Here is a 23,158-nt window from a genome sequence, read left to right on the forward strand (position 1 = left end):
GGTGCTTTAGTGGGTGGATATTTGAATGGTGTACAGGCCAACGGTTCATGGAATCCCTGAAATTGGGACTGGCAAAATAATTGGAGTGCGGTATTAGGAGGAGCAATTGGAGGAGCTGCCATCTCAGGAATGCTGGGAAGTATAGCAAGTAGCCCGGGAGCAATTAAGTTTGTACTGCCAAATATTTTTATTAAAATAACTTTAAAATTAACATATTTATTAAATTTAATCTGATTTTCTCAGCCTGTTTTCTTACATTTATTCTATGAATTTCGAGAGAGTAGGACTTGTTTTATCAGGCGGCGGTACCAAAGGGATCGCTCATGCAGGAGTATTAAAATTCTTGAAAGAAAAAGGAATTGAGGTAGATGTACTTTCCTGTTGCAGCGCGGGATCTATTGTAGGATGTCTGCATGCTATCGGAAAATCACCGGATGAAATCCTGGAATTTTTCAATTCAGTCTACTTTTTCAACTGGAAACATTTTACTTTCAATCAACCGGGATTGGTTTCTTCCGTGATCTTCAGAAATTATCTTAAACCTATTTTCCATGAAATGAAATTAGGAGATCTGGATATAGATGTAAAAATTGTAGCCACAGAGCTGGTTTCGGGAACTCAAAAGATCTTTGATGAAAATTTTGAAATTGTGGATGCCATTATTGCTTCGTGCTCCATTCCGGGAATTACTACTCCTTATATTATCGGAGATGAAATGTATTGTGACGGTGGAGTATTGAACAACTTTCCCGCAGATATCATCAGAGAAGACTGTGATAAATTGATTGGGGTATTCGTATCACCTCCCAATGAAGCAAATATTAAGGACCTGAATTCAATTAAAGCCATTGTTTCTCGTTCTTACGACCTTCTTTCCTACAGAATTGAAAGAATAAAGTTTGATCACTGCGACTGGTTTATTTCATCCCAGAAACTATCAGCCTATGGAACTTTTGAACGTCGGAAAGACCGTCTTGAAGAGATTTTTAATATCGGATATAAAGCTGCCAGAGAAAGCTATGAATCCAGCCGTTTTCTTACCGAACTAAGAGAATCCGGTTCATAAAAAATCCCGCAGTAACGCAGGATTTCTATTTTTTTATATGAAAGAAAGGCCGATTTTGAGGTCTTAAAGTGTAGATACATATATACCTTCCAACTTTCAGCCTTTGCATATTCTAATTCTTTACAACATGCCCGTCCTCCCGTACAATCTCATTGTTATTTGCATCATTTACAACCAATGTGTAAGGCGCTTTTTTTGCAGAATCAGTAAGGTAATTTCTCCATATCTGATAGCTGTAGCCCTCATTATTAAAAGCGATATAGTAATTTCCTCCTGTTCCATCAGGAATCAGTTCCCCGTCACTGATAATCATACCCGGTTTTGACGTAATTTTTGCATTGGCATTCCAGGATTGATACAGGTATTTGCCATTCGGCTGCTTGTCAATTCTTATCTTAAACTTTTTGGTTTTAATAATAACAGTTTTAGGTACTTTTTGCAAAGCAGCTATGGAAGTACTGTGCTCTGTTTTGGGATTTTTCGGAAGCTCTTTAGCATTCACAAAAGAAAACTGTACTAAACAGAAGGTCCCTAATAAAAAATGCTTAATCATAGGATAAGTGGTTATTGGTTAGTATTTTAAATCTTATCAAATATGAAGCCAGTATTCCCGGAATATTTTAAAATTTAAACTTGAAGTTATTAAAATATATAACAATCATAACCCCTTCTGGAAGAGAAAGGCTACGGTATTGGTTATAAAATAAAGATTTTATTTCCTAAAGATTGGATATGTTATTCATTAGAAATGGCAGTATAGCTTGCAAAAGCCTCTTCCAGACTGTCAAATCTTCCTTTAAACTCATCAATAGGGCAGTCCTGAAGGATATTTCCCTGATGAATAAGAATTACCCTTGAGCAAAGGGCTTCCACTTCCTGCATGATGTGAGTAGAAAGCAGTACGGTTTTTTGCTGCCCGATCTCCTTCACCACATTTCTGATTTCAATAATCTGGTTGGGATCCAAACCATTAGTAGGCTCATCCAGAATCAGTAAATCCGGTTGGTGGATAATAGCTTGTGCCAATCCTACACGTTGTTTGTAGCCTTTAGAAAGCTGTCCGATTTTTTTTGATTTTTCCGGAGTAATTCCGACCAGCTCTATCACCTCATCTACTCTGGATTCAGGGATTTTATGGATATTGGCAACAAACTGCAGGTATTCTTTTACATACATTTCCAGATAAAGCGGATTATTCTCCGGAAGAAAGCCTATTTTTTTCTTGCTTTCAATCTCGTGGCCGGAAATATTTAAACCGTTAAAGATAATTTCACCCTGATCAATTTTCAGCGCTCCTACTATAGATTTCATCAGAGTCGATTTTCCGGCTCCGTTGGGGCCTAGAAGGCCGATAATCTCATTTTTATCAATGGAAATATTGATATTGTTAAGGGCAGTTTGTTCACCAAATTTTTTGGTCAGGTTGATTATCTGAAGTGGCATAATATTGAATGTCTTTCTGCAAAAATAAAATAAAAAAACTCATCCTATAGAATGAGTTTCGCAATATTTTTACATTATAATTATTTTCTTGATTTTTTCTTAGCCCCGCCTGATGCCGGTATTGCCGTAGAGGCGGTATTAGATGCCCCCTTACCGTTAGGAGTGATGGCTGCAGGCTTGTCATACATCGCATATTTTCCATTGGTTCTCCCAAAGATCTTTTCCACCTGTTTCTGTGTTAAAAATTGTGATTTACCAATGTATTTACGATTTTTATTGATCACCTGGATAAATTGTACAGTTTGCTGTCCATAGTTTTTTTCGTAATGAAGCTCAATAATATCATTGGGAAGCTCCAATACAATATTTTCATCCGGAACCGATGTAAAGCCATCCATGATGAGTTTAAATAATCCGGCAACATCTCCATTCAGGTTTTGGAATGAAAAGGAACGGATTGTATTCAGGTTGCTGGTATTCAGATCCTGGTAGTTGATTGTAAATTTATCTTCCTTTTTATATAGACCAACGGAATTATCTTTACCAATTTCCACCAAACTTTCATTTTTCAACACTTTAATCTGTGAGAAAACTGAAATACTGAACATACATGTAATAAGTAGAATTATTTTTCTCATGAAATGAATTTTAATGTTTTATAAATTGGTGCACATAAACTTACTAATAAAAAAACTAAAAAGCAATTTTATTCCTTCAAGCAAAAATAATACTTTTTTTTAATATTTATCAGGGAGATACCTTTGATACTATGGACTGCATTGTTTGTTTTAATTAATTGTTAATCATTTGTTTAATGATTTTCGAATAGATTAACAAATATGAAACTTATCATAGGATTATAAAAATTAAAATAGCCTAATGCATTGAAAAACAGGATCAAAATTGTGGAATAAATAAAAGTATCAGAACCAATGTAAAATAAATGTTAAAAAAATACTGATTTCGTGAATTAAAATGACAAAAACAGAATGGTTTTGACTGTAAGGTATTGATAAACAGTGTTATAATAGTCTGTTTTTGGAGAAATCAGATATAAACGAGTCAAATTCCTGTTTATAACTTCTACCCACAGGAATCTGATGACTGCCGAGAAGGACTTCACTGTTATTAAAAGCCGTCACAAATTTTGTATTAATCATAAAAGACCTGTGAATTCTGATAAACCCTTTCCTTGATAAATCCCTTTCCCAATCGGTAATCTTGCTTTTCGAGATAAAACAGTCTTTTGTTATTAATACCACTTTGATATCATTTCCCTGGCTTTCGAAAAAAACAATTTCAGAAAGTGGAATTTTCCTGTGCATCCCTTCTGTTTTAATAAGAATAAAATCTTCTTTAAGATCAGCCGGAGTCCTCAGAATACGCTCTACGGATTTGAAAAAGCGTTCAAAAGGGATGGGCTTTAGAAGATAATCCACAGCTTCCAGCTCAAACCCTTCGATAGCGAAATCTCTATAAGCGGTGGTGAAAATAGTCTTTGGTTTTTGAGATAGGGATTTTAGAAAATCAATTCCATTCAGATCAGGCATCTGGATATCAAGAAACATCAGATCTACCGGCTGGCTCTGAAGTATTTTATACGCTTGCAAAGCATTTTCAGCTTTTCCGGCCAGCCTCAGATCATCGATTTTGGAAATATGATTTTCCAGTAATGCGGCTGCCAGAGGCTCGTCATCCACAATGATGCAGTTAATCATAATAAGTAGGGGTGATGATTTCAACTTTAAAAATATTGTTTTCCTGTGAGATTCGGAATATAAAATTTTCCTGGTAGTGATGCTGCAGCTGTCTTTTTATATTTTCTAATCCTATTCCATTTTCATGATTCTTATGATGACTGGAATAATTATTTTCAATTTTGAAGACAGATTCTCGGGAATTGGTTTCTAATTCAAATAATATTTCTGTCTGAGCCGAATTTTTTCCGGCGCCATGCTTAAAAGCATTTTCTACCAAAGTGAGATACAATAGCGGCGGAATCATATTATTAGAGTCAACTACTATCCGTTTATTTATTTTTAATCTTTCTTCAGAGTACCGAAGGCTTTCCAAAGCAATATAATCGTCAATAACGGCCAGCTCATCAGAAACAGAGACCCACTTTTTTTGTCCTTTGTACAGAATATAATCCAGTATATCAGAAAGCTGGCTGATTGATTGGGAAGTCTTGTCTGAATGATTTACAGAAAGAGAATAGATATTATTTAATGTATTGAAAAGAAAATGAGGATTGAGCTGGGATTTAAGTGATTGTAGTTCCAGTTCGGTTTTCTCCTTTTGAAGTTGTATCGTTTTCTCTTTTGCATCTTTATACCGAATAATAAACATAATCGAAATAAAAATAAATGCTCCGCTGATAATTGGAAAAGTATAATGAAATAAAAGATATCTGATATCCGTAAAAATGCTTGTGAAGCTGTCTTTAGGTTCATTTACGAAAAAAGGCTCAGCTATGTAAACAAGAAAAACCCTGTTGACTACCGAAATAACATACAAAAAAGTGAGGGTATACAATGAAAATTCAATATACTTTTTCCGGTCATAGAAATTCCGGATCAGAATATAAAAGATAATGTTAGCGCCTATAATCTGAAAAATCCAATGACAGAAATTGTAGATGACCAGTTCTTTGAAATTACCGCCGTCATATTCTCCATATGTTCTGGCAGTTCCGAATAAAAATAGAGCTGTCCAAAAGAATATCTGGAAGTATACATTCTGCCTGATCCGGGATTCCGGCCTTATTTTTACCATGTTCAAAAATATGAAATCTTAAGCTGCGGAAATAAAAGCATTAAGAAAGACCCTAAAATAATGATGAATAATACAGTTTCTTATGCAGACAGCCTGTTTTACAGTTGATCATGAATCAATTGCTTTCTGCATACTGTATTGAGATCGAATGTAAAATCTGTCAATATTTGCAGGAAAAAATATAATGAGAGAGCATTCTGAAAGATTGTATGGGCTGGATCATCTGAGAGCCGCCGCAATTGTACTGGTACTGATGTATCATTATCGTGCATTTCAACACCCGGGCTGGATTGACAGTATCGGAAGATTTGGCTGGACTGGGGTAGATTTGTTTTTTGTTCTAAGTGGTTTTCTGATTTCCGGGCAATTATTCAAAGAAATAGAGAATAATGGGAGATTCAGTATTAAAACATTTTATATAAAACGGTTTTTCAGGATTTTTCCGGCTTACTTTTTTACTGTTTTTCTCTACTTTACATTTCCTTTTTTCAGAGAAAGGGAAGCTTTATCTTCATTATGGAAATTTGTCACCTTTACTCAGAATTATGGTTTGGATGTTATCCATAGAGGTACTTTCTCTCATGCATGGTCTTTATGTATTGAAGAGCAGTTTTATCTTATTCTTCCTTTATTGCTTTTGATTTTAAGTCCGATGAGGTTATTTAAATTTCTGCCTTTTTTCATTATTATGCTCCTAAGCTTTTCTGTGATTTTAAGATGGCTGACCTGGAATGAATTTATTGAAACTGCCGATAACTCTTCTGCCGATTTCTGGAAATTATGGTATATGAAAATATATTATCCGACCCATACAAGGCTGGACGGGCTGGGAATCGGCGTCTTGACAGGCTATCTAATGCAGTATTCGGAATCGTTTAAAAAAGTAGTTCATAATAATGGTAACCGGCTTTTCTTTTTGGGAATACTCTTATTGGGAATTTCATTCTGGTTCTGTAATGATCAGGCATCAAAAAATGCTTCCATATTTGGTTTTACGCTGGTTGCTGTAAGTTTTGGTTTTATTGTGATGAGTGCGGTTTCTGCATCTTCTTTTCTTTCAGGATCAAAATCTTATATTACATCACAGCTGGCGGCTTTATCATATACGATCTACCTTTCTCATAAAGGCATTATTCATATGGTCCAGAATGGTATCGATTACTTAAATTTTGAATCTTCAGATAATATAAGTCTTCTGGTATGCCTTCTGGCTTGTATTATAGGCGGAATTTTCTACAGATTTCTGATTGAAAGACCTCTTTCCAGAATTAAAACCAAAATATTGAAGAAATAAATATAGGGTTTGCTTACTAACTTATCTCGCAGATTTTTATTGAACGATGTGTAATGGGAGAATATCAATGCAGGCTATTCAGAAGCTAAAGCCTGCAAAACGGCATTTTTTATTTGAGCTTCTTTCAGGCTCCAGTATTCTCTGTTTTTTGGCATTTGGTTTTCAAGAACAATAAGGCTGAGGTCTGCAGAAGGAAAGTAGACATTCAAACAGGTAAAACCATCACCAAGGCCGGTAACTCCAAAATATTCCAGACCGGCTTCTTTGATGATCCTTACATTATATCCGAAACCCATATTTTCTTTTCCGAAAACATTGTGTTGGGACATTGTGGAGGGGGTAAGCATCTGCTTTTTGAATTCAGGGGAAAGAAGCCGCCCGTTAAACAATGCTTCATTCCATTTGGCAAGGTCCAGTACCGTTGAAATGACTCCGGCGGCAGGAGCAATTTCATGATTCAGAAAAGTTTCATTTACTTTTTCAAACCTATTATTCTCACTCATGTACCCGGGAACAAGCGATTGATGGTTTTTTGTATTGTAAATAAATGTTTTTTCCATTTTCAGTTTTTTGAAAAGGGAATCGGCCAGTTCCGTAAAATCTTTTCCGGTTGTATTTTTCAGAATTTCTCCTAATAACATGTAAGACAGGTTTCCGTATTTGAACTGTGACCCGGCCTTGAAAGCAGCCGGTTTATCCAGGTCAATTATGCCGTGTGTATGATTAAGGAGATGATGTATAGTAACTGTATCTGCCCAGGTTTGCGTAAGAGAAGGAAGGTATTTTTTGATAGGTGTCTGCAGATTAAGTTTTTTCTGTTCAGCGGCTTGTAAGATCAAAACGGCAGTTACCTGCTTGGTATTGGACATGATTTCAAACTGATCATCCGTTTTGAGAGGAATCTTTTTTTCAAAATCCTTGTAACCGTTAGATTTCAGGTATTTTACTTTTCCTTTTTGAGAAACCAGAACAACTCCATTGAATTGTAATGGAGAAGCAACATTAATAATGCTGTCTATCTTACGAGTATAAATATCTGTTTTTTGAGCCTTCATACCAACAGATAATGCTGTCAGGATAAAGGTAATGAAGAGTTTTGTTCCGGTCATTTCTGGCTATTCTTTTATGAATGGTTATTTGAAAGAAATCTTGTTTCCAAATATATGTATTTCATCCTTTTTTATTTAAAATGTTGAGTCATTATAAAACCACTTCCAAAGAGAAGTGGTTTTATGTTGTATTAAGTATTGAAAATATTTTATGGTTTCCAGAAAGACCATTTACTGCCATTAAAGACCGCGAGACGTTTTGCTCCGGCTTTATTTACATACACCATCATTCCCGGTGATGGGCTTGGAATATTTTGTACATCGGCTACAATAGGCAGTACCATAGATTTGGTTGTAGACTCCAGAACCAAAACGCCATTGGCCGTACTTGTCTGTGCTCCGATGATTACTTTTGCAGCTGGCAGTTCAGGAGCTTGTAAGGCAGTAGGCTGTGCTGCTATGGCACTCGTGATGTTGGCATCCTGACCACTTAAATCTACCCACGTTCCGTTATAATACTTTACCCGTGCTTTTGTAGGGTCAACAGAATCCAGAAGTATAGTTCCTTCTGCCGGAGTAAGAGGAAGTGTACGGGCATAAGGTAAAATAATTCCTTTATTTTGATTGGCAGGAAATTCTAACAGAACAGAAGTTTTTACCGGTGATGTACCAACAGCGTCTCCCAGAATGATTTGAGCGTTTGACATTGCTGCAGTTCCTATGCAGATGGTTAATATAATTTTTTTCATTTTTTAAATTTTTAAATTCAGATAATGTTTCTAAAGCTTTAATTTCAGATTACGGGCAGGTTGGAGTGCTGAAACAGCTCCATGAAGTTCCGTCATATAATTTCAAACATTTGGCTGTGGTATCATACACCATCATTCCTTCCTGTGGAGAAACAATAGCATTGATCTGAAGTGTTGTAAGTCTGTTAATAACGAACCCCTGAGTATTTGATTCGAGAACGGCGTGAGCAGATTTTCTGAGCATCGGCCAGTTACCGTTACTGCTTCCTGCTCTCTGTAAAAGGGTAATTCCAAATTTAGAGTCTGCACCTGCGGTTCCGGTATTTGCATCATTATAACAAATACATCTCAATATAAAATAATCATTCGTTGTAGGGTAATAAGTGTCCCCAAATACAGGAGAAGATGTTGAAACAAAATTGTTGGTAGAACCATTGGTTCCTTGTTGTTTAATTTCAAACTTAAAGGTTTCATCCGGTTCATCAATTCCGTCATTTACAGAGGCTATATTGATGGCAATTCCGTCTTCATCATTGTTGGGACTTGAATATCCGGGGATTACACCACCATCATAATTGCCGGGAGGTATAGTTATTAAATAAATAGTGCTTCCGGGTACATGGGATATTGTTGGTGTACCGTTTGAATTCGTGACAGGGGTTAAAGTGATATCACTGTCCGTAATAAATGCAGTACCGTTGGCAGGATTTATTAATTGAACTGCTACTGTAGTTACTCCTGTTACTGCACCATTGATTCTCAGAAACAAATTCCCATTACTTGAACCTTCACAGGAAGACAAGGCGTTGGAGAATTTCAAATCAATCAACGGGTTAAGAGAAATTCTGATATCGTCCAGGAAGTTACCAAGACCAGGGTTACCTCCATCCACCAAAGCTCTGAAACCTACACGGTAAACACCGGATGTTCCTGTAAAGGTATAGGTTCCCTGATTGGTAGACCAGGCTGTTGTACTTGAGGGAACTGTAGTTGTTTTCACAGTTGCTATGTTCACCTGATTCTGATCCTCAATTACCATTGCTGCCTGCTCCGCAGTACGGGTTCTGGCTCTGTGCATAAAAGAATATGTAATTACATCGCCATTAGCCAGATACATATTCTGATAAATCATTGAGCTCACAAATGCATTCAGCTCTACAAAATTGCTCCCTTGTGCAGCGGGTACACCATTGAATCCGGTTCCCCATACTTCGATAGGATGACAATCTCCGGAAAAACCTGGAGAGCACGCTCCTGTCTGTGTAGGATGCGAGGTATACCAAGGTGAAGTAACTGCTGCGCCCGCATCAAAAGTAGCTCCGAAACCGAAATTAGCATCAAGCATACTTACTGTAGCGTTGGCCACACCAAACTCAAGACCTGGATTTACGACAATTCTTGTTTGCCCAAAACCAACCTGTGCGATAAATAAAAGAAAAAAAGAGAAGAATACAGAAATCTTTGTATTCAATGATTGGGAAGTCATTCGAATAGATGTTTTCATTTTTATATTATGTAAATTTTAATAATATGAAAGCAAGCTTTTTATGTAAAGCTTTGTTTAATAGAACAATTAATTTAAAAAAAGGAATTTACACCTTCCTGTAGTGGGTAAGATCTTTGAATTTTTGAGGGTTGAAATGTTATGTATTTTGTTTGTGTTTATATAATTTTTTTTTCAATTGTAACAGTTTATTATCACAAAAATAGTTAAAAAAAGCTTAAAACCTATATTTTTTTAATATTTAATTTGTTGATATACAGTTAATTTTGCTTTTTTTTTGATCGTTATGGTCTTGAAAATATGGTAAAAGAAGTGAGTGTTTAATAAATAGATCCGGAAACTAAATTTGGCAATTATCCCATAATAATGAGGTGTTCCACGTTTTTTTTGTTGAGGATTATAAAACAATGAAAAGGCACCGTTTAAAATGAACGATGCCTTAACTCAGAATATTAAAATTGAATGTGTTGCTTAGATTTTATTTATTCATTCTGTTTGATTTGGGGATTATTATTAATTTCTTTATTCGGAATCTGGAATCTGAATTTATCCGGAGTGAGGTTAAATCTTCCGAAAGTATGGTTAGTTCCCGGATATATTCTTTCCAGTGGAGTTCCTAGCCGTTTCATATCAAACCATGCGTAGCCTTCTCCCCAAAGTTCAATCCTTTTTTGCAGGATAATTTCATTGATGAGTTCATTACCGGTTTTTGAAGATAAGATATATCCTTTATCTCTTTTCGAGGTTATATCAAATAATACTTGTCTGGCTTCGGTTTCTCTTCCTTGTCTGGCAAGAGCTTCAGCTTCAGTATAATATAATGAGGAAGCTCTGATATAGATATAATCACCTTCAAAAAGGCTCGGATCTTTAAACTTCCAGCTTACATAGGCCGGATAATTTTTTGTTTTTCCGTTAAATGTATACTGGGCGCTTTGGCTTCCATTGAACACTTTTTTACGATAGTCCGTTTCCGGAATAGCTTCGTAAAGACGTTTATCTATCAGTTTGCGGATCTGCGCAGCTCCGGCATATCCTTCATTTGTATTATCAAACATTGAGAAGAAGGAAGCATAATAATTACCAATACTCATCGTGGAAATTGTATTATGAAAGCCCCATATTACCTCAGGATTATTGATGTTTGAAAATCCTGTCGTGGTATATTCATTTTCCGTCATAAGTGCTGCACCTTGTTTACTTTCTTCCGCATATCTTGCTGCTTTAATGTAATCTCCTGTGGCCAGAAATACCTCAGCAGCAATTGCCTTAGCTGCTCTTTGGTCGATCTGGGCTCTGGATGGACGTGCATAGCTGTCCAGAAGGCTGACAGATTCTTCAATATCTTTCTTGATCTGGCCATATACTTCGGAAACTGTTGATCTCGGAAGTCCCTGGCTCGGATTACTAGCTGTAAGAACCAGAGGGATCCCGGGTTCAGACTGGTGGTCTTTATAATCATTGGCATAGAAACGGATGAGATAAAAATATGAATATGCCCTCAAAGCGAGTAACTGTCCTGCAATGGCTTTGTTTTTGGTACTTGAATCTTTCTTAAGATCATCCAATAACTTATTGATCACAAATATTCTTGCATAAAAAGTGGTCCACACAATTTCAGAAGCGAGATTACTCGCATTAGTAGCTTCATAATTATAGAACATTCCCAGGTGCTGGTTGGTAGACTGGATAACATCATTAGACATAAGGTCTGCACCTGCTTTGATTCCCATAATTCCGAAATCAGAATGGGAAGTAGTACCTCCGGCTCCGTTACTGCGGAGATCAAGATAGATTCCTCCCAGAATTTTTTCCGGGGTTGAGGAATCATTATTCAGCTGTTCACCTGAAATATCTCCTTCCGGCAGTGTATTGAGATCATTGGCACAGCTGGAGGTAAGAAGACCAATGGCAGCTGCTGCTATAAAGTATTTTATTGTTTTCATATTTTCTTTAAAAATTTAATTTAAATCCTAACGAGACACTGGATAGCAAGGAATATCTGTATGAATCGGATACTCCGGTTAATGAAGCCCTTGGATCATAACCTTTTCTCTTAGACCATAGATAAAGATTGTTTCCGGTCAGATAGATTTTTAAGCCTGATAAACCAGCCTGTTGTGCAAAGCCATCTTGCAGCTGATAGGAGAGTGTCACATCCTGAAGGCTGATGTAATCCGATTTGATCAGATACAAGGTTGAGTTTCCGTTTTGATTTGTAGCATTAAGATCCACTCTTGGCAGAGCAGCATTCGGATTTTCCGGTGTCCAGGTCTTATCCAGATCTGTTGAATAGTTAGATCCGTAGCTGTCTGAATGAAATAAACTTCTGTAAATATCATCATAACCGTATCCACCAAACTGGTAGGCAAAATTTACAGACAGGTTAAACCTTTTGTAGGTTACATCAGTTCCGAACCCACCATAGACTTTTGGAATTGCTGATTTTCCGGTATTATAATCAGTAGCTTCCTTATAATTATTGGTTACTGTGGTTTCTTCCTGGTGTGTATTTGGATTGATTGAAGTTCGGTACCACAATGCATCACCGTTCTCGGGATTTACTCCTGCAAACTTTTTAAGATAATAGGTGTAGCGGTCTCCACCTTCCGTCAGAATAAAAAGACCTGTAACGAGCCCTGTGTTTCTTTGTTCGGCGGGCAGTCTTGTAATTTTATTCTTATAATGAGTAGCGTTGGCATAAAAACTCCATTGAACCTGGTCATTACGAAGAATATCAACATTCAGATTGGCCTGAACTCCTCTGTTGGTCATATCTCCGATATTCCCGTACTTCACATAAGATCCTGCATTAGATGGAGGAAGAGGAAGGGTATAGATCATATCTGATACTTTTCTTTCGAAATAATCAGCATTCAGTGTAATTCTGTTTTTCAACAGGGAAATTTCAAATCCGGCATTCAGGTTTTTGGAAGTTTCCCATTTTAAATCTTTATTTCCTTGCTTTTTTAGAGACAGAACAGGCTTATCGTCTCCGAAATTATTGATTCCGTAGATATCCTGATAAGCATAATAATCCCTTGTAGAACTGTCCAGAAGAATATTATCATTTCCCTGCTGGCCATAAGAAGCTTTTAGTTTTAAAGAATTGATGACTGAGTTATCTTTAAGGAAATCTTCCTTAGCAATATTCCAGGCCAATCCTAATCCATAGAAATTTCCCCATCTGCTTTCCGGAGAAAAGACTGAAGAACCGTCTCTTCTTATATTGGCATTGAAGAAATATTTCCCATCGTAATTATAAAGCAATCGGGTAAAATAACCTTCCACGGCATATTCATAACCATTTCCTGACAGGTCTGTTATTTTTACTGCATTATCAAAAGACAATGAGTTGGGCAGCAGGAGTTGTTGCTTTGTTCCTGAAAATCCATCATTTTTGATCTTGTTTAATTCATGACCTACAAGAAGATTAAAATTATGATTACCCAGTTTTTTCTGATAGGTAAGCAATTGCTGATGGTTCAATGTGTATTTAAAGGTAGCGCCTTGTGAAATGGTTCCTCCAACAGATGAAGAAGTTCCTCCCTCTGTATTTCCAAACTGTAAGGTTTTAATATTTTCAAGATAGGCCCCAAAATTATAAGTGAAATCCAGCCCCTTGATGATTTCATAGTTTAATCCCAGATTGATGTTGGCAATATTATTCGTTGTCCGGGATTTGTCTTTCTGAAGGTTTCCTACAGGATTTTCGAAAACGGCATATGACCTTGTCGCTCCGTTAGGGCCCTGGCCGTCTCCATAATCATATAGAGCATTTCCATTATTATCATAAAGCCTTTGATAATTATCATTTCTAAGGAAAACAGGATAAAAAGGCGCAATATTTCTGGCAAACTGAAACGGGTTGGAAAACCCTCCTGATTCTCCAAAATCCTGTTTACTGTGCGTGTAAGACAACGCGGTAATCAGTTTTAGTCTTGAAGTAATGGAGTAGTCCACGTTAGATCGTATTCCGAATCTTTCAAAGCCGGAACCAATGAGGTAGCCCTTATCATCGAGATAGTTCAGTGAAGTGTAAGATTTTACCTGCTCACCGTTTGCATTAATGCCCAGCGTAGCTTCTCTTCTCAAAGCAGGTTTAAAAAGCAGCTTTTTCCAGTTGTCCTGATAAAGCAGCTGAGCATCAGGATTGAATGAACCGTCTTTTCCGATGAGCTGGTTAAAAGGTACATTATAAACATTGTATCCGAGTTTGCCCAGAGCTGCAATCCCCACATCATGAGGACTCGGGCCCGACGGAACAGCTCCTGGCTGCTTCAATCTCGCAATTTCCCCGACTCTCGCTCTGTTATAATAAGCCGTATAATAATCCTGAGGAGAAGTATAAACCGGATAATCTTCAACCGATCTGAAGTTTACTCCTGTTCTTACATCTGCTTCAATACTAAGTCCTTTATTTTTTCCTCTTTTTGTATTGACAATAATCACTCCGTTAGCTCCTCTGGAACCATATAAAGCATTGGATGAGGCATCTTCAAGAAATGAAATACTTTCAATATCTGCCGCAGCAATACTGTTGAGGTTTCCGTTATAAGGAATACCGTCCAATACGATCAGCGGATCACTGGAAGCGTTGATAGAACCGATACCTCTCATTCTTATAACAGGCTGGGAACCCGGCTGACCAGATGAGATTACCTGTACTCCCGCTACTTTTCCTCCAATTCCCTGCAGGATATTTCCATTTTGAAGATTAGACAGATCTTTAGCTTTTAAAGACTGCACAGAACCTGTGATTTCTTCTTTCTTCTGCTTCCCGAAAGCTACCACTACTACTTCTTTAATGGCATTTTCTTTAGAAAGACTGTCCTTGCTTTGTGCAAAGCCGTATTCTGCAAATAACAGCAGGGCCAATACACCAAGTTTGCATTGTTTTTTTTTCATTATATTAATCTTAGGTTTAAAATTAAATGTGTGTATTACTGCTGATCTTCCCGGTTTAGAAAAATAAGTTCCTTCCTCCTTTTTCAGGGAGGTTTCAAGAATGGAATGGTATTATTTACAGGAGAAGTGCTGGATTAAACCGGTGTCGGTATGATAGGGCTTTAATTCCTACAGTAATGGTTCTATTTTAGTTTATAGCATCATCATTTTACACATCATCATATCAAAGCACATATCTTTTAAAATAAATGTATGCAGTGAAAAGCCTTTGTCTTTTGCAGACTGCAGCTCAGGCGACATAGCCATGATGATTGGTAGGTAAGAATTAAAGTAATTTTTATTCATGAGAATAAAGTTTTATGTTTTTTTTAACTGGGTCAAAATTATTTATTAATTGGAAAACCGCAGTTAAAAGGGCATATGAAATAAATCATATAAGTCTACTAATTTGGTAGGATATTGGTTTAATGTATTAGTTTTTAATGATTTGTATGATTTAACGTATTGTAAATCAATCTATTGTGTGTGTTGTAAGAAACTCTGGAAAATTTTAATAAAAGTGCATTTTTATTGATGAATAAAAATTAATATTTAAAGTCTATTGATTTGGTAGACTTTTTATTTATTTTATTACGCTTAGAATTGGAGTCAGCTTTCACTAAAAGGTACTTTTTATCATTGTTTTTTAAATTAAAATTCTTTAACAGAAAAATAAATTATACTTTTGAGATACCTTTATTAAGACGGTTATTGCATAACTGCTAACAGAAGCACCCTGATTATATGATGAAAAAATATTTTACTTATACTTTACTTTTTGGAGCACCTTTATTTCTGTGCCAAAATAGAACAGACGGAAACGTTGTTTATCAGCAGAAATGGACAGAATTAGAGAAGGAAAATGAAGCATTGGCCTTTGATGCAGAGGTCAGGTTATCTGATGCGGAGCTCAAATTGGACAAAAAATTATTTGAGCTGCGAAAACAAATCGTTAACGAAGCAGACAAACAAAAATATCCTTTATATAACAGCTCTTTTAATGAAATGAAGCCCTTGATTGAGAAGAGTAAATTGTTTGAAGTTTTTCAATCAATGCCGAAAGGTGGCTTACTGCATACGCACAGCGGAGGCTTTACGGATGTAAAATGGGTGATTGCAGCGGCAAGAAAATATAATGAATGCTATGTTTATGATCAGAAAGATAATGATCAGTACATTTTCGGGCAGCTGGCTTTTTTTGAAAAAGGAAAAGTTCCCAAAGGGTTTGTTAGTCTTGACAAGAAACTAACCGCAGAGCCCGGTTTTGAAAAAGAATTACAGGAACTTCTGATTTTGAAACGTGATAACCTTTGCTCTTATTCTGATTACTGGATTGAATTTGAGAAACGTTTTAAACGTATCAATCTGCTGTTGCCCTATCGCCCGTTTTTCAAAGAATATTATCTGAAAGGTTTTCAGGATCTGGTAAAGAACAAAGTACAGCATCTGGAAATTAGGTTTATCTTTGATGAGCTTTACGACTTCGAACATGGAAAATATGCTCTAAAAACTTCAATCACGGATTTGCAGGATATTGTTAAAAAGATACACCTGTCTGACCCGCAATTCAGTCTTAAGCTGATTTATTCAAGCTTTAAATTCCTGGATCCGGAAAGCATAGAAAAGCAGCTTGAAATTGCTTATCAGTTCAAAAAAGAATTTCCGGATATGATTTCCGGGTTTGATCTCGTAGCTGATGAAGCAGCGGGAAACAGTATTTATTCTTTCCAGAAAGACTGGACAAAACTGAAAGATCTTAATAAAAAATATGGGGTAGATCTGCCTCTTTTCCTGCATGCCGGTGAAAGTACTTCTGTTTTCAATAAAAATGTTCTGGATATCTCATTGCTGAATAACAAAAGGATTGGCCATGGTCTTAACCTCATCTATTTCCCAAAAGCCATGGAGCAGATCAAAAAACAGGATAAACTGGTAGAAGTAAGCCCGATCAGTAACCAAGTTCTGGGATATGTAAGCGATTTGAGGAATCATCCTGCCAGAGTTTTGCTAAGTAACGGAGTACAGTGTTCTATTAATAGTGACGATCCGTCAGTATACGGATATGATGGTCTCAGCTATGACTTCTGGGCAGCTTTTGTATATTGGGAACTGGATATGAAAGCACTGAAAAAACTGGTTTTTAATTCAATCAATTATTCTTCTCTGAATGACAATGAAAGAAAACAGGCACTTGTTTATTTGAACAAAGAATGGGATCATTTTATTCAGAAAACAAATCTTGCATTAAATTGATTATTAAGCTCATGCTGGAAATAAAAAAGCATTTAAATTATCATGGATTGTGCTTTTCCAATTAATTCATTAATTTGATATGTAGATTCATCGAGCTGTCTGGCATACAAAAATAAATCCAGAGCTTTTTCATAATCCATTTTTTTCATATGATAAATTCCTAAGTTTTTATGAGCATCGGAGTTTTCAGGATCAAGTTTTAATGAATCTTCAATATCTTTAAGGCCTTCCTCATCATAATCTAAACTTAGTTTTGCAAGACCACGGTTATTATATGAGTAGGAAAAATTCTTATCCAGAGAAATTGCTTTATTAAATAACGGGATAGAATTTTCATACTCTTCAAGAAGGATTAATGTATAGCCTTTATTATTTAAAGCAAATTTATTTTTAGGATTACTTTCCAATACTTTATCATAATATTCCAAAGATTTTTTTAATTCTCCTGTGTAAGTAAGTGTTAATGCGAAATTTATCAAATCATCAGAATTCATAGTATGATTTTTCTTAAATTCAATGGCAATTTCCTTAGCTTTTTTATTATTTCTGCTTTGGAGGTGAGAGACAATAGCCATTCGGTAAACATTAGGATCTTTTGATTCTTTTAATACCTCATCAAAGATAGATGCTGCTTCAATGTACTTTTTTTCTTTAAACTTATCAATTCCTTCAACATATTCTTTGGGTAGCTTTTTAAGTGTAAAGAGATTTATAATGGTTCTTCCGTCATTTGATATTGATCTTCCGTCGCTTAAATATACCGTTTTTGAGGTAGGATACATATTCGTTATAAAATCAATTGCAGAAGAAATCAATAAAACAGTGAAAAATATTTCCCAAAAGTCAGTGTTGGAAATGATTAAATAGGAGAGTGCAGCTAATAATAGTGAGGCAGCAGGGCCTCCAAATACAAATAAAATCTGATGATTAAAAGATATCTTTTTCTCTTCAGTCTCACAGAGACCAATGCCCCATTTTAAAGGGTTTTTAAAAATATAGTAGTTGAAATTTTTACCATTAATTTTGAAGCTTTTATCCTTATTTCCGTATGAGCCAATAAAAACATTTATTTTTTTCCGGGTAATCAGCCATCCTGTAACTGCGTGTCCCATCTCATGGAAAAAAACGGTAAGAGGTCTGAGTATTATTAAAAGAAAGACAATAATAGTTGCGGGTATTTCAAATACTTCCATAAAAAAATTACAGCTTAAAATTCGTTTTCTGGTTATTGATGGCTTTACAGCATTTAAGGCTTTAAATATACACTAATTATTAATTACAAAATAGATGAACAGCAGTACAGAATACAAGACATAGAATGCTTTTTACAACGGGATAGGTCATATTTACAATAAATCTTATACATTCGTATCGTTGAAAGTGGGTTTGAATTTTAGATATAAATTTGTGCTTTCGAAAAAGGAAAGAGAATAAATCCCATTAATGGATGAAAAAAATAATTAAAATCCCAGCTGAGAAGAATAACGTTTCTGTAAAAGAACGTAATCTGGACTTTGATGATTATTCTGTTGTTGAGTTGAGTTTTCAAGGTACAGAAGAAAAAGGGATCATGTATATGGAAAGTCATGTATTGCTTTTTGTTTTGGAAGGGGAGCTGAACCTTACTTTTGGGGAGAAAAGATATGTAGTGGGTAAAAATGAGATGACTCTTTTGAAAAAGGCTACTGCTGTTCAGTATAAGAAATTGGGAAATCCTGAAAATGATGGGAGGTACTGCGAAATGATGTTCAGTATCAATGAAGAGATGGTCGGTTCTTTTTTAGCCCATACAGAAAAAATAGTTCCCAAGGGTACAGATGGTAAGATAAGGACTGGAGTACATGCTATGAGTGAATGTCTGATCACATTTACAGAATCTCTTCGTGTTTATTTTAATGAGAGCTCCGGTGTTTATTCGGGGCAGCTTAGATTGAAAATGACAGAGATGCTGTACCATTTGGGAATAGGCAATGATGGCTTATTTCAGGAGTTGCTGCAACTCCGAAAACCTGTACAAACAGGAATTCAACATGTAGTAGAACAATATTATACTTCACCTGTTTCGCTTGAAGATCTTGCCTATCTGTCAGGAAGAAGCCTTTCCAGCTTTAAACGGGATTTCAAGGCTGTTTATAATATGACTCCGGCTGCATGGATCAGAAAAAAACGTCTTGATAAAGCTAAAGAAATGCTTGAATCAACACAACTGCCTGTTGCAGAAATCTGCTTTTCATTAGGCTTTGAAAATATCTCACATTTTTCAAGAATTTTCAAAGAGTACCATGGGAATATTCCTTCTTTTTACCGATCTCTGTGATCATAAAAAATTTTAGTTCTGTAAAAAATGATCCGGAAAGAACATTTATCTGGACAATATAGAAAAACAAACGAGTCTTATTGCCAATACCTTTGCCTGAGAAACATTGAATAATTAATTAAAAAAATCTAATGTATGGCATTATCAGGTAAAAAAGATAATCGTGTTAAGGATTATCAGGATATCGTAACTGTTTTGGAGAATTATACTGAAGGACTGAAAACAGGAAATGTAGAACAGCTTCAACAATCTTTTCATAAGGATGCAATAATGTATGGATATTGGGATGAATATCTTGTAGAAGGAGGTATTACCAATTTATATGATTCTGTAAGAAAACACGGAACAGCTCCCCATATTAAAACGCATATTGATATTCTTCATACAACAGATCGTATCGCTTTAGCCCGTATTGAATATGAAAGAAATGCGGCTGACAAAAATGGAATGGATTATCATGCGCTGATCAAGGTAAATGATGAGTGGAAGATCATTTCCAAGTTATTCCAGACATTTTTGGACTAAGCATAAGATAGAATTTCTTTTATAGAACATAAAGATCATCTGAAAATTTTGCAGTTCTTTTTTTGAATTTATAAAAAGTACTGCAATCTTTTTCCCTCAAATGAGTACTCCGATGAATAATAAATGAATGTTTGATTGTAAAGTGTTTATGAAAATGGAAAGCAGGAGGTTTTCTCCTACTTTCAATAAAAATTCTTTTTTAAGATGCCCATTGGTCTAAAGAAATTACCTCTGCCTGTCTTGGAAATACTTTATTCATGAGAACGCGGTGTACTTCTTCATCACCATCTGCACAGCAATCCTCAATAACGCTCAGTTGAAAATCTTTATCTGCGGCTTCTCTTAGTGTAGAAAGAACAACTCCGCTGGTTGATATTCCGGTTAATACCAGATGTTCTATTTCAAGGCCTCTTAAGACAACTTCAAGATCACTTCCGGTGAAGGCACTGAAACGTTTTTTAGTAACAATAATGTCTTGTTCCTGTGGAGTAAGATCCGGATGAACGGCAGACCATCCCTGCATGTCTACGTGGGCCATCTGTTGTTTTATGGAAGAAAATGCCTTGTTATTTTTACTTATTTCTGGCATTCCCTGTCTAAAACCTACTACTACATAGATCACGGGAATCTGTTTCTCTCTTGCTGTTTTAATTGCTTTTGATGTATCAGCAACCAATTTTGTTGTATCGGATAATAAGCCTAAGATGGTAGACTGCATATCCATGACCAATAATGCTTGTTTTGTTTTTTCCATTTTTATGATTCTTAATTATGTTTTATTGATAAATAATTCTTCAGATTCCTCCAGCAGCTGTTGATCCGGCGGAGTTTCTTTTCTTTTTTTTATTAGAATATTTCTGAAAGAAAATGCGATAATCATACCTGCAATTCCTTCCAAAAGAAGCGTGTTGGGAGCTCCTATTTTTTCTGAAACGATTCCGATAAGAAGACTCCCCAGCGGAAGCATTCCAAATATAGCCGTTAAAAGAATACTGATTGCTCTTGATCGCATTTCGGGTGCCGCTTCAGACTGTACTATTATATTGCAGGTCGTAAACTGGGCAACTCCTCCGAAACCTGTAACAGCTGCAAAAAACATGGCCAGCATAAAATTACTCGTATAGGAGAAACAGATAAGCCCGACGCTTAGAATAATTGTACTTCCAATTAATATCTTTCTCATAGATACGTTTTTTTTTAAAGAAGCCAGAATAACTGTTCCCAGTACTGCCCCAGCACCGATAAAGCTGGATATATATCCGAAGGTTTGAGCATCTCCTTTAAATATTTCCTTAGCATAGACAGGGGTAAGTGTATCATAAGGAAGAACGAGAAGCCCCGTAATGCTAAGCATAACAATAACCCACCCGATAGAAGATTCTTTTTTGATGTATCTGAATCCTTCTGCCAGCTCTTTAAATACACCTTGTTTTACGGTGTGCTGAATAGAAGATATTTTGGGAATTTTCATCATAGAGAGAGAAAGCATTACTGCGGCAAAGCTTGCAGCGTTCAATAAAAAGCAAACGCCGGCTCCAAACTGATGTAAGATAATTCCGGATAGAGCAGGACCTAATAACTTGGCGAGACTTGCCATAGCTGCAGTTAAAGAAAGTGCACTTTGTAAATCTGCCGGGTCATGTACAACTTCATTAATCAATGATTGTCTTGCAGGAACATCATATGCATTGATGATTCCCAGTAGTATGCTTAATCCCAGAATTAACCACACATTCTGATGTCCCATCATAACCAGTGCTGCTAATAAAACCGACTGAATCAAAGAAGCAATCTGTGTAATATTGATAATTTTAAACCGGTTATAGCGGTCTGCCGCCACCCCACCGAAAGCAGAAAATAAAAAGGAAGGGAATTGTTCCGCAAAAATAGTAAGCCCTAGCATAAATGCAGAATGAGTCATGCTGTATACTACCCAGACCACTGCAGTACGCTGCATCCAGGTTCCAAACTGTGAAACTGAACGCCCAAAAAAATACAAAGTATAATTATTACTTTGGAAAGCTCTGAATGTACTGATATTACTTAATTTTTTCATATTTCAAAACAAACCTTTCGACATATATTGTAAAAATGTCAAAATTAGAATAAAAAATTTTATACAAGCCATTGAATGGTCATAGATGTCAGCACATCAACGGTCGTATTTAAATCATCAAAATTATTTTTTAAAAGCATCTCACGCTTGATTCCTCTGATGCTGCTCTGTAAAATAAAAATAACAGTGTCCTTTTCTTCAGTTGTTAAAGGACGGATCTCTTTCTTACGGATACTTTCCGTTAAAGCTTTTTCCAGTATTAACTTTTCCCCTTTCATCAGATGCTGATGAACCACTTCCATAACCTGGGAATGCCTAGATTTTTCTTCCGCATTCATCCCGGTTTCTACCGCAGTAAAAAAAGGTTTTTTGCTTTCTGAAGTTTTAATTTTAGTCAGACAAAAGGCTCTGATTTTCTCTTCTATGGTGGGCTGAAGATCCATCGCATTTCCGATTTCTGCAGCTACTTCTTTTACCAGAGAGTTTAGGACAGCATGAAATACCTCCTCTCGGTTTTTAAAATAATAATAAATAGAAGTTCTGCTTTTACCGATGGCTTTGGAAATATCATCCATCGTTACCTTTTTGAAACCATACTTCAGGTAAAGCTCAGACGCAGCATTGAGTATCTGTTCCGAAAGTTGATCCTGTTCGTTATGTATGGCTGAAAACATAAATTTTGATTTTCTGTGTACAAAGATATTATATTTTTGACAGAAATACAAATTTTGTCAAAAAGTGTAAAAATACCAGAACAGAATCTGTTATTATTTTCTTTTACTGTGACACAGCAATCATTGTAGCCTGCATTTTGGCAATAAGTTTTTCCTGAGAACTATCGTAAACATAACCTTCACAAATTGTTAATGTTCTGCCTGCCTGCAACACCTTACCGATGGCAATAAGTTTATCTGTTTGCGCAGGTCTCATAAAATTCACTTTGAATTCCACGGTTAAGACTTCCATATTTTCAGGCATCATGGTGAGTCCTGCATAGCCACAGGCGCTGTCTACAATACTTGTCAGAACCCCTGCATGAAAAAATCCATGATGTTGTGTTAATGCATCAGTAAATTCACAGGTGATTTTTACCTGCCCTTTTTCTACCTCAGCTAATTGGGCATTTAAGGTTTTCATTAGTCCCTGCTTATCGAAACTTTCTTTTATTCTTTCGTACATC

General features: G+C 36.0%; 20 protein-coding genes. 5 read left to right on the forward strand and 15 right to left on the reverse strand.

Going from position 1 to position 23,158, the window contains the following annotated elements; all coding sequences use genetic code 11:
- Window positions 1-265 precede the first annotated feature (265 nt).
- On the forward strand, window positions 266-1,066 hold the full coding sequence (locus tag F3J23_RS14255; protein ID WP_167030248.1) for a patatin-like phospholipase family protein: 801 nt from the start codon (window positions 266-268) through the stop codon (window positions 1,064-1,066).
- Between the two features lie 112 nt (window positions 1,067-1,178).
- On the opposite strand, the gene F3J23_RS14260 is transcribed toward F3J23_RS14255, so the two are convergent.
- From F3J23_RS14260 to F3J23_RS14280, 5 genes are all read right to left on the reverse strand, one after another.
- The gene (locus F3J23_RS14260; RefSeq protein ID WP_167030251.1) at window positions 1,179-1,619 is read right to left on the reverse strand and encodes a hypothetical protein; all 441 of its coding nucleotides are present in this window, start codon (window positions 1,617-1,619) and stop codon (window positions 1,179-1,181) included.
- A 182-nt stretch (window positions 1,620-1,801) separates the two neighbouring features.
- A complete protein-coding gene (locus F3J23_RS14265; RefSeq protein ID WP_167030253.1) occupies window positions 1,802-2,509 on the reverse strand; it encodes an ABC transporter ATP-binding protein in 708 nt (235 codons plus the stop codon).
- A gap of 80 nt (window positions 2,510-2,589) precedes the next feature.
- Window positions 2,590-3,147, reverse strand: coding sequence for a hypothetical protein (locus F3J23_RS14270; protein ID WP_167030256.1), 558 nt, complete (start codon window positions 3,145-3,147; stop codon window positions 2,590-2,592).
- A 384-nt stretch (window positions 3,148-3,531) separates the two neighbouring features.
- A complete protein-coding gene (locus F3J23_RS14275) occupies window positions 3,532-4,227 on the reverse strand; it encodes a LytR/AlgR family response regulator transcription factor (protein ID WP_167030259.1) in 696 nt (231 codons plus the stop codon).
- Window positions 4,220-5,284, reverse strand: coding sequence for a sensor histidine kinase (locus F3J23_RS14280; RefSeq protein ID WP_167030262.1), 1,065 nt, complete (start codon window positions 5,282-5,284; stop codon window positions 4,220-4,222). The genes F3J23_RS14275 and F3J23_RS14280 overlap by 8 nt, the downstream gene beginning before the upstream one ends.
- 184 nt (window positions 5,285-5,468) lie before the next feature.
- Between F3J23_RS14280 and F3J23_RS14285 the strand changes: the two genes are divergently transcribed.
- The gene (locus F3J23_RS14285; RefSeq protein WP_167030265.1) at window positions 5,469-6,578 is read left to right on the forward strand and encodes an acyltransferase family protein; all 1,110 of its coding nucleotides are present in this window, start codon (window positions 5,469-5,471) and stop codon (window positions 6,576-6,578) included.
- Between the two features lie 74 nt (window positions 6,579-6,652).
- Here the strand turns inward: F3J23_RS14285 and F3J23_RS14290 are convergent, their stop codons facing one another.
- From F3J23_RS14290 to F3J23_RS14310, 5 genes are all read right to left on the reverse strand, one after another.
- Window positions 6,653-7,687: a serine hydrolase domain-containing protein gene (locus F3J23_RS14290; protein ID WP_167030268.1), complete on the reverse strand. Its 1,035-nt coding sequence runs from the start codon at window positions 7,685-7,687 to the stop codon at window positions 6,653-6,655.
- A 149-nt stretch (window positions 7,688-7,836) separates the two neighbouring features.
- On the reverse strand, window positions 7,837-8,376 hold the full coding sequence (locus F3J23_RS14295) for a hypothetical protein (RefSeq protein WP_167030271.1): 540 nt from the start codon (window positions 8,374-8,376) through the stop codon (window positions 7,837-7,839).
- A gap of 49 nt (window positions 8,377-8,425) precedes the next feature.
- The gene (locus F3J23_RS14300) at window positions 8,426-9,880 is read right to left on the reverse strand and encodes a hypothetical protein (protein ID WP_167030274.1); all 1,455 of its coding nucleotides are present in this window, start codon (window positions 9,878-9,880) and stop codon (window positions 8,426-8,428) included.
- Between the two features lie 482 nt (window positions 9,881-10,362).
- Window positions 10,363-11,826 (reverse strand): RagB/SusD family nutrient uptake outer membrane protein, encoded by a 1,464-nt coding sequence (locus tag F3J23_RS14305; RefSeq protein WP_167030277.1) that lies wholly within the window; start codon window positions 11,824-11,826, stop codon window positions 10,363-10,365.
- A gap of 7 nt (window positions 11,827-11,833) precedes the next feature.
- A complete protein-coding gene (locus F3J23_RS14310; RefSeq protein ID WP_167030280.1) occupies window positions 11,834-14,788 on the reverse strand; it encodes a SusC/RagA family TonB-linked outer membrane protein in 2,955 nt (984 codons plus the stop codon).
- Between the two features lie 783 nt (window positions 14,789-15,571).
- On the opposite strand from F3J23_RS14310, the gene F3J23_RS14315 reads away from it, so the two are divergent.
- Complete coding sequence (locus F3J23_RS14315; RefSeq protein ID WP_167030283.1) at window positions 15,572-17,080, forward strand: adenosine kinase; 1,509 nt, start codon at window positions 15,572-15,574, stop codon at window positions 17,078-17,080.
- Between the two features lie 32 nt (window positions 17,081-17,112).
- On the opposite strand, the gene F3J23_RS14320 is transcribed toward F3J23_RS14315, so the two are convergent.
- On the reverse strand, window positions 17,113-18,273 hold the full coding sequence (locus F3J23_RS14320) for a M50 family metallopeptidase (RefSeq protein WP_167030287.1): 1,161 nt from the start codon (window positions 18,271-18,273) through the stop codon (window positions 17,113-17,115).
- 254 nt (window positions 18,274-18,527) lie between these two features.
- Here F3J23_RS14320 and F3J23_RS14325 point away from each other — a divergent pair, with 254 nt between their 5' ends.
- Both F3J23_RS14325 and F3J23_RS14330 read left to right on the forward strand, forming a co-directional pair.
- Window positions 18,528-19,397: a helix-turn-helix domain-containing protein gene (locus tag F3J23_RS14325; protein WP_167030290.1), complete on the forward strand. Its 870-nt coding sequence runs from the start codon at window positions 18,528-18,530 to the stop codon at window positions 19,395-19,397.
- A 135-nt stretch (window positions 19,398-19,532) separates the two neighbouring features.
- Window positions 19,533-19,922: an AtzH-like domain-containing protein gene (locus F3J23_RS14330; RefSeq protein WP_167030293.1), complete on the forward strand. Its 390-nt coding sequence runs from the start codon at window positions 19,533-19,535 to the stop codon at window positions 19,920-19,922.
- Between the two features lie 199 nt (window positions 19,923-20,121).
- On the opposite strand, the gene F3J23_RS14335 is transcribed toward F3J23_RS14330, so the two are convergent.
- From F3J23_RS14335 to F3J23_RS14350, 4 genes are all read right to left on the reverse strand, one after another.
- Window positions 20,122-20,676 (reverse strand): cysteine hydrolase family protein, encoded by a 555-nt coding sequence (locus F3J23_RS14335; RefSeq protein WP_167030296.1) that lies wholly within the window; start codon window positions 20,674-20,676, stop codon window positions 20,122-20,124.
- A gap of 15 nt (window positions 20,677-20,691) precedes the next feature.
- The gene (locus F3J23_RS14340; RefSeq protein ID WP_167030299.1) at window positions 20,692-21,978 is read right to left on the reverse strand and encodes an MFS transporter; all 1,287 of its coding nucleotides are present in this window, start codon (window positions 21,976-21,978) and stop codon (window positions 20,692-20,694) included.
- 59 nt (window positions 21,979-22,037) lie between these two features.
- Complete coding sequence (locus F3J23_RS14345) at window positions 22,038-22,652, reverse strand: TetR/AcrR family transcriptional regulator (protein ID WP_167030301.1); 615 nt, start codon at window positions 22,650-22,652, stop codon at window positions 22,038-22,040.
- Window positions 22,653-22,755: 103 nt separating this feature from the next.
- Entirely contained in the window at window positions 22,756-23,157 is a 402-nt protein-coding gene (locus F3J23_RS14350) for a PaaI family thioesterase (protein ID WP_167030303.1), read from the reverse strand.
- Window position 23,158: the final 1 nt, after the last annotated feature.

The organism is Chryseobacterium sp. Tr-659 (genome assembly GCF_011752975.1).
GTDB lineage: Bacteria > Bacteroidota > Bacteroidia > Flavobacteriales > Weeksellaceae > Chryseobacterium.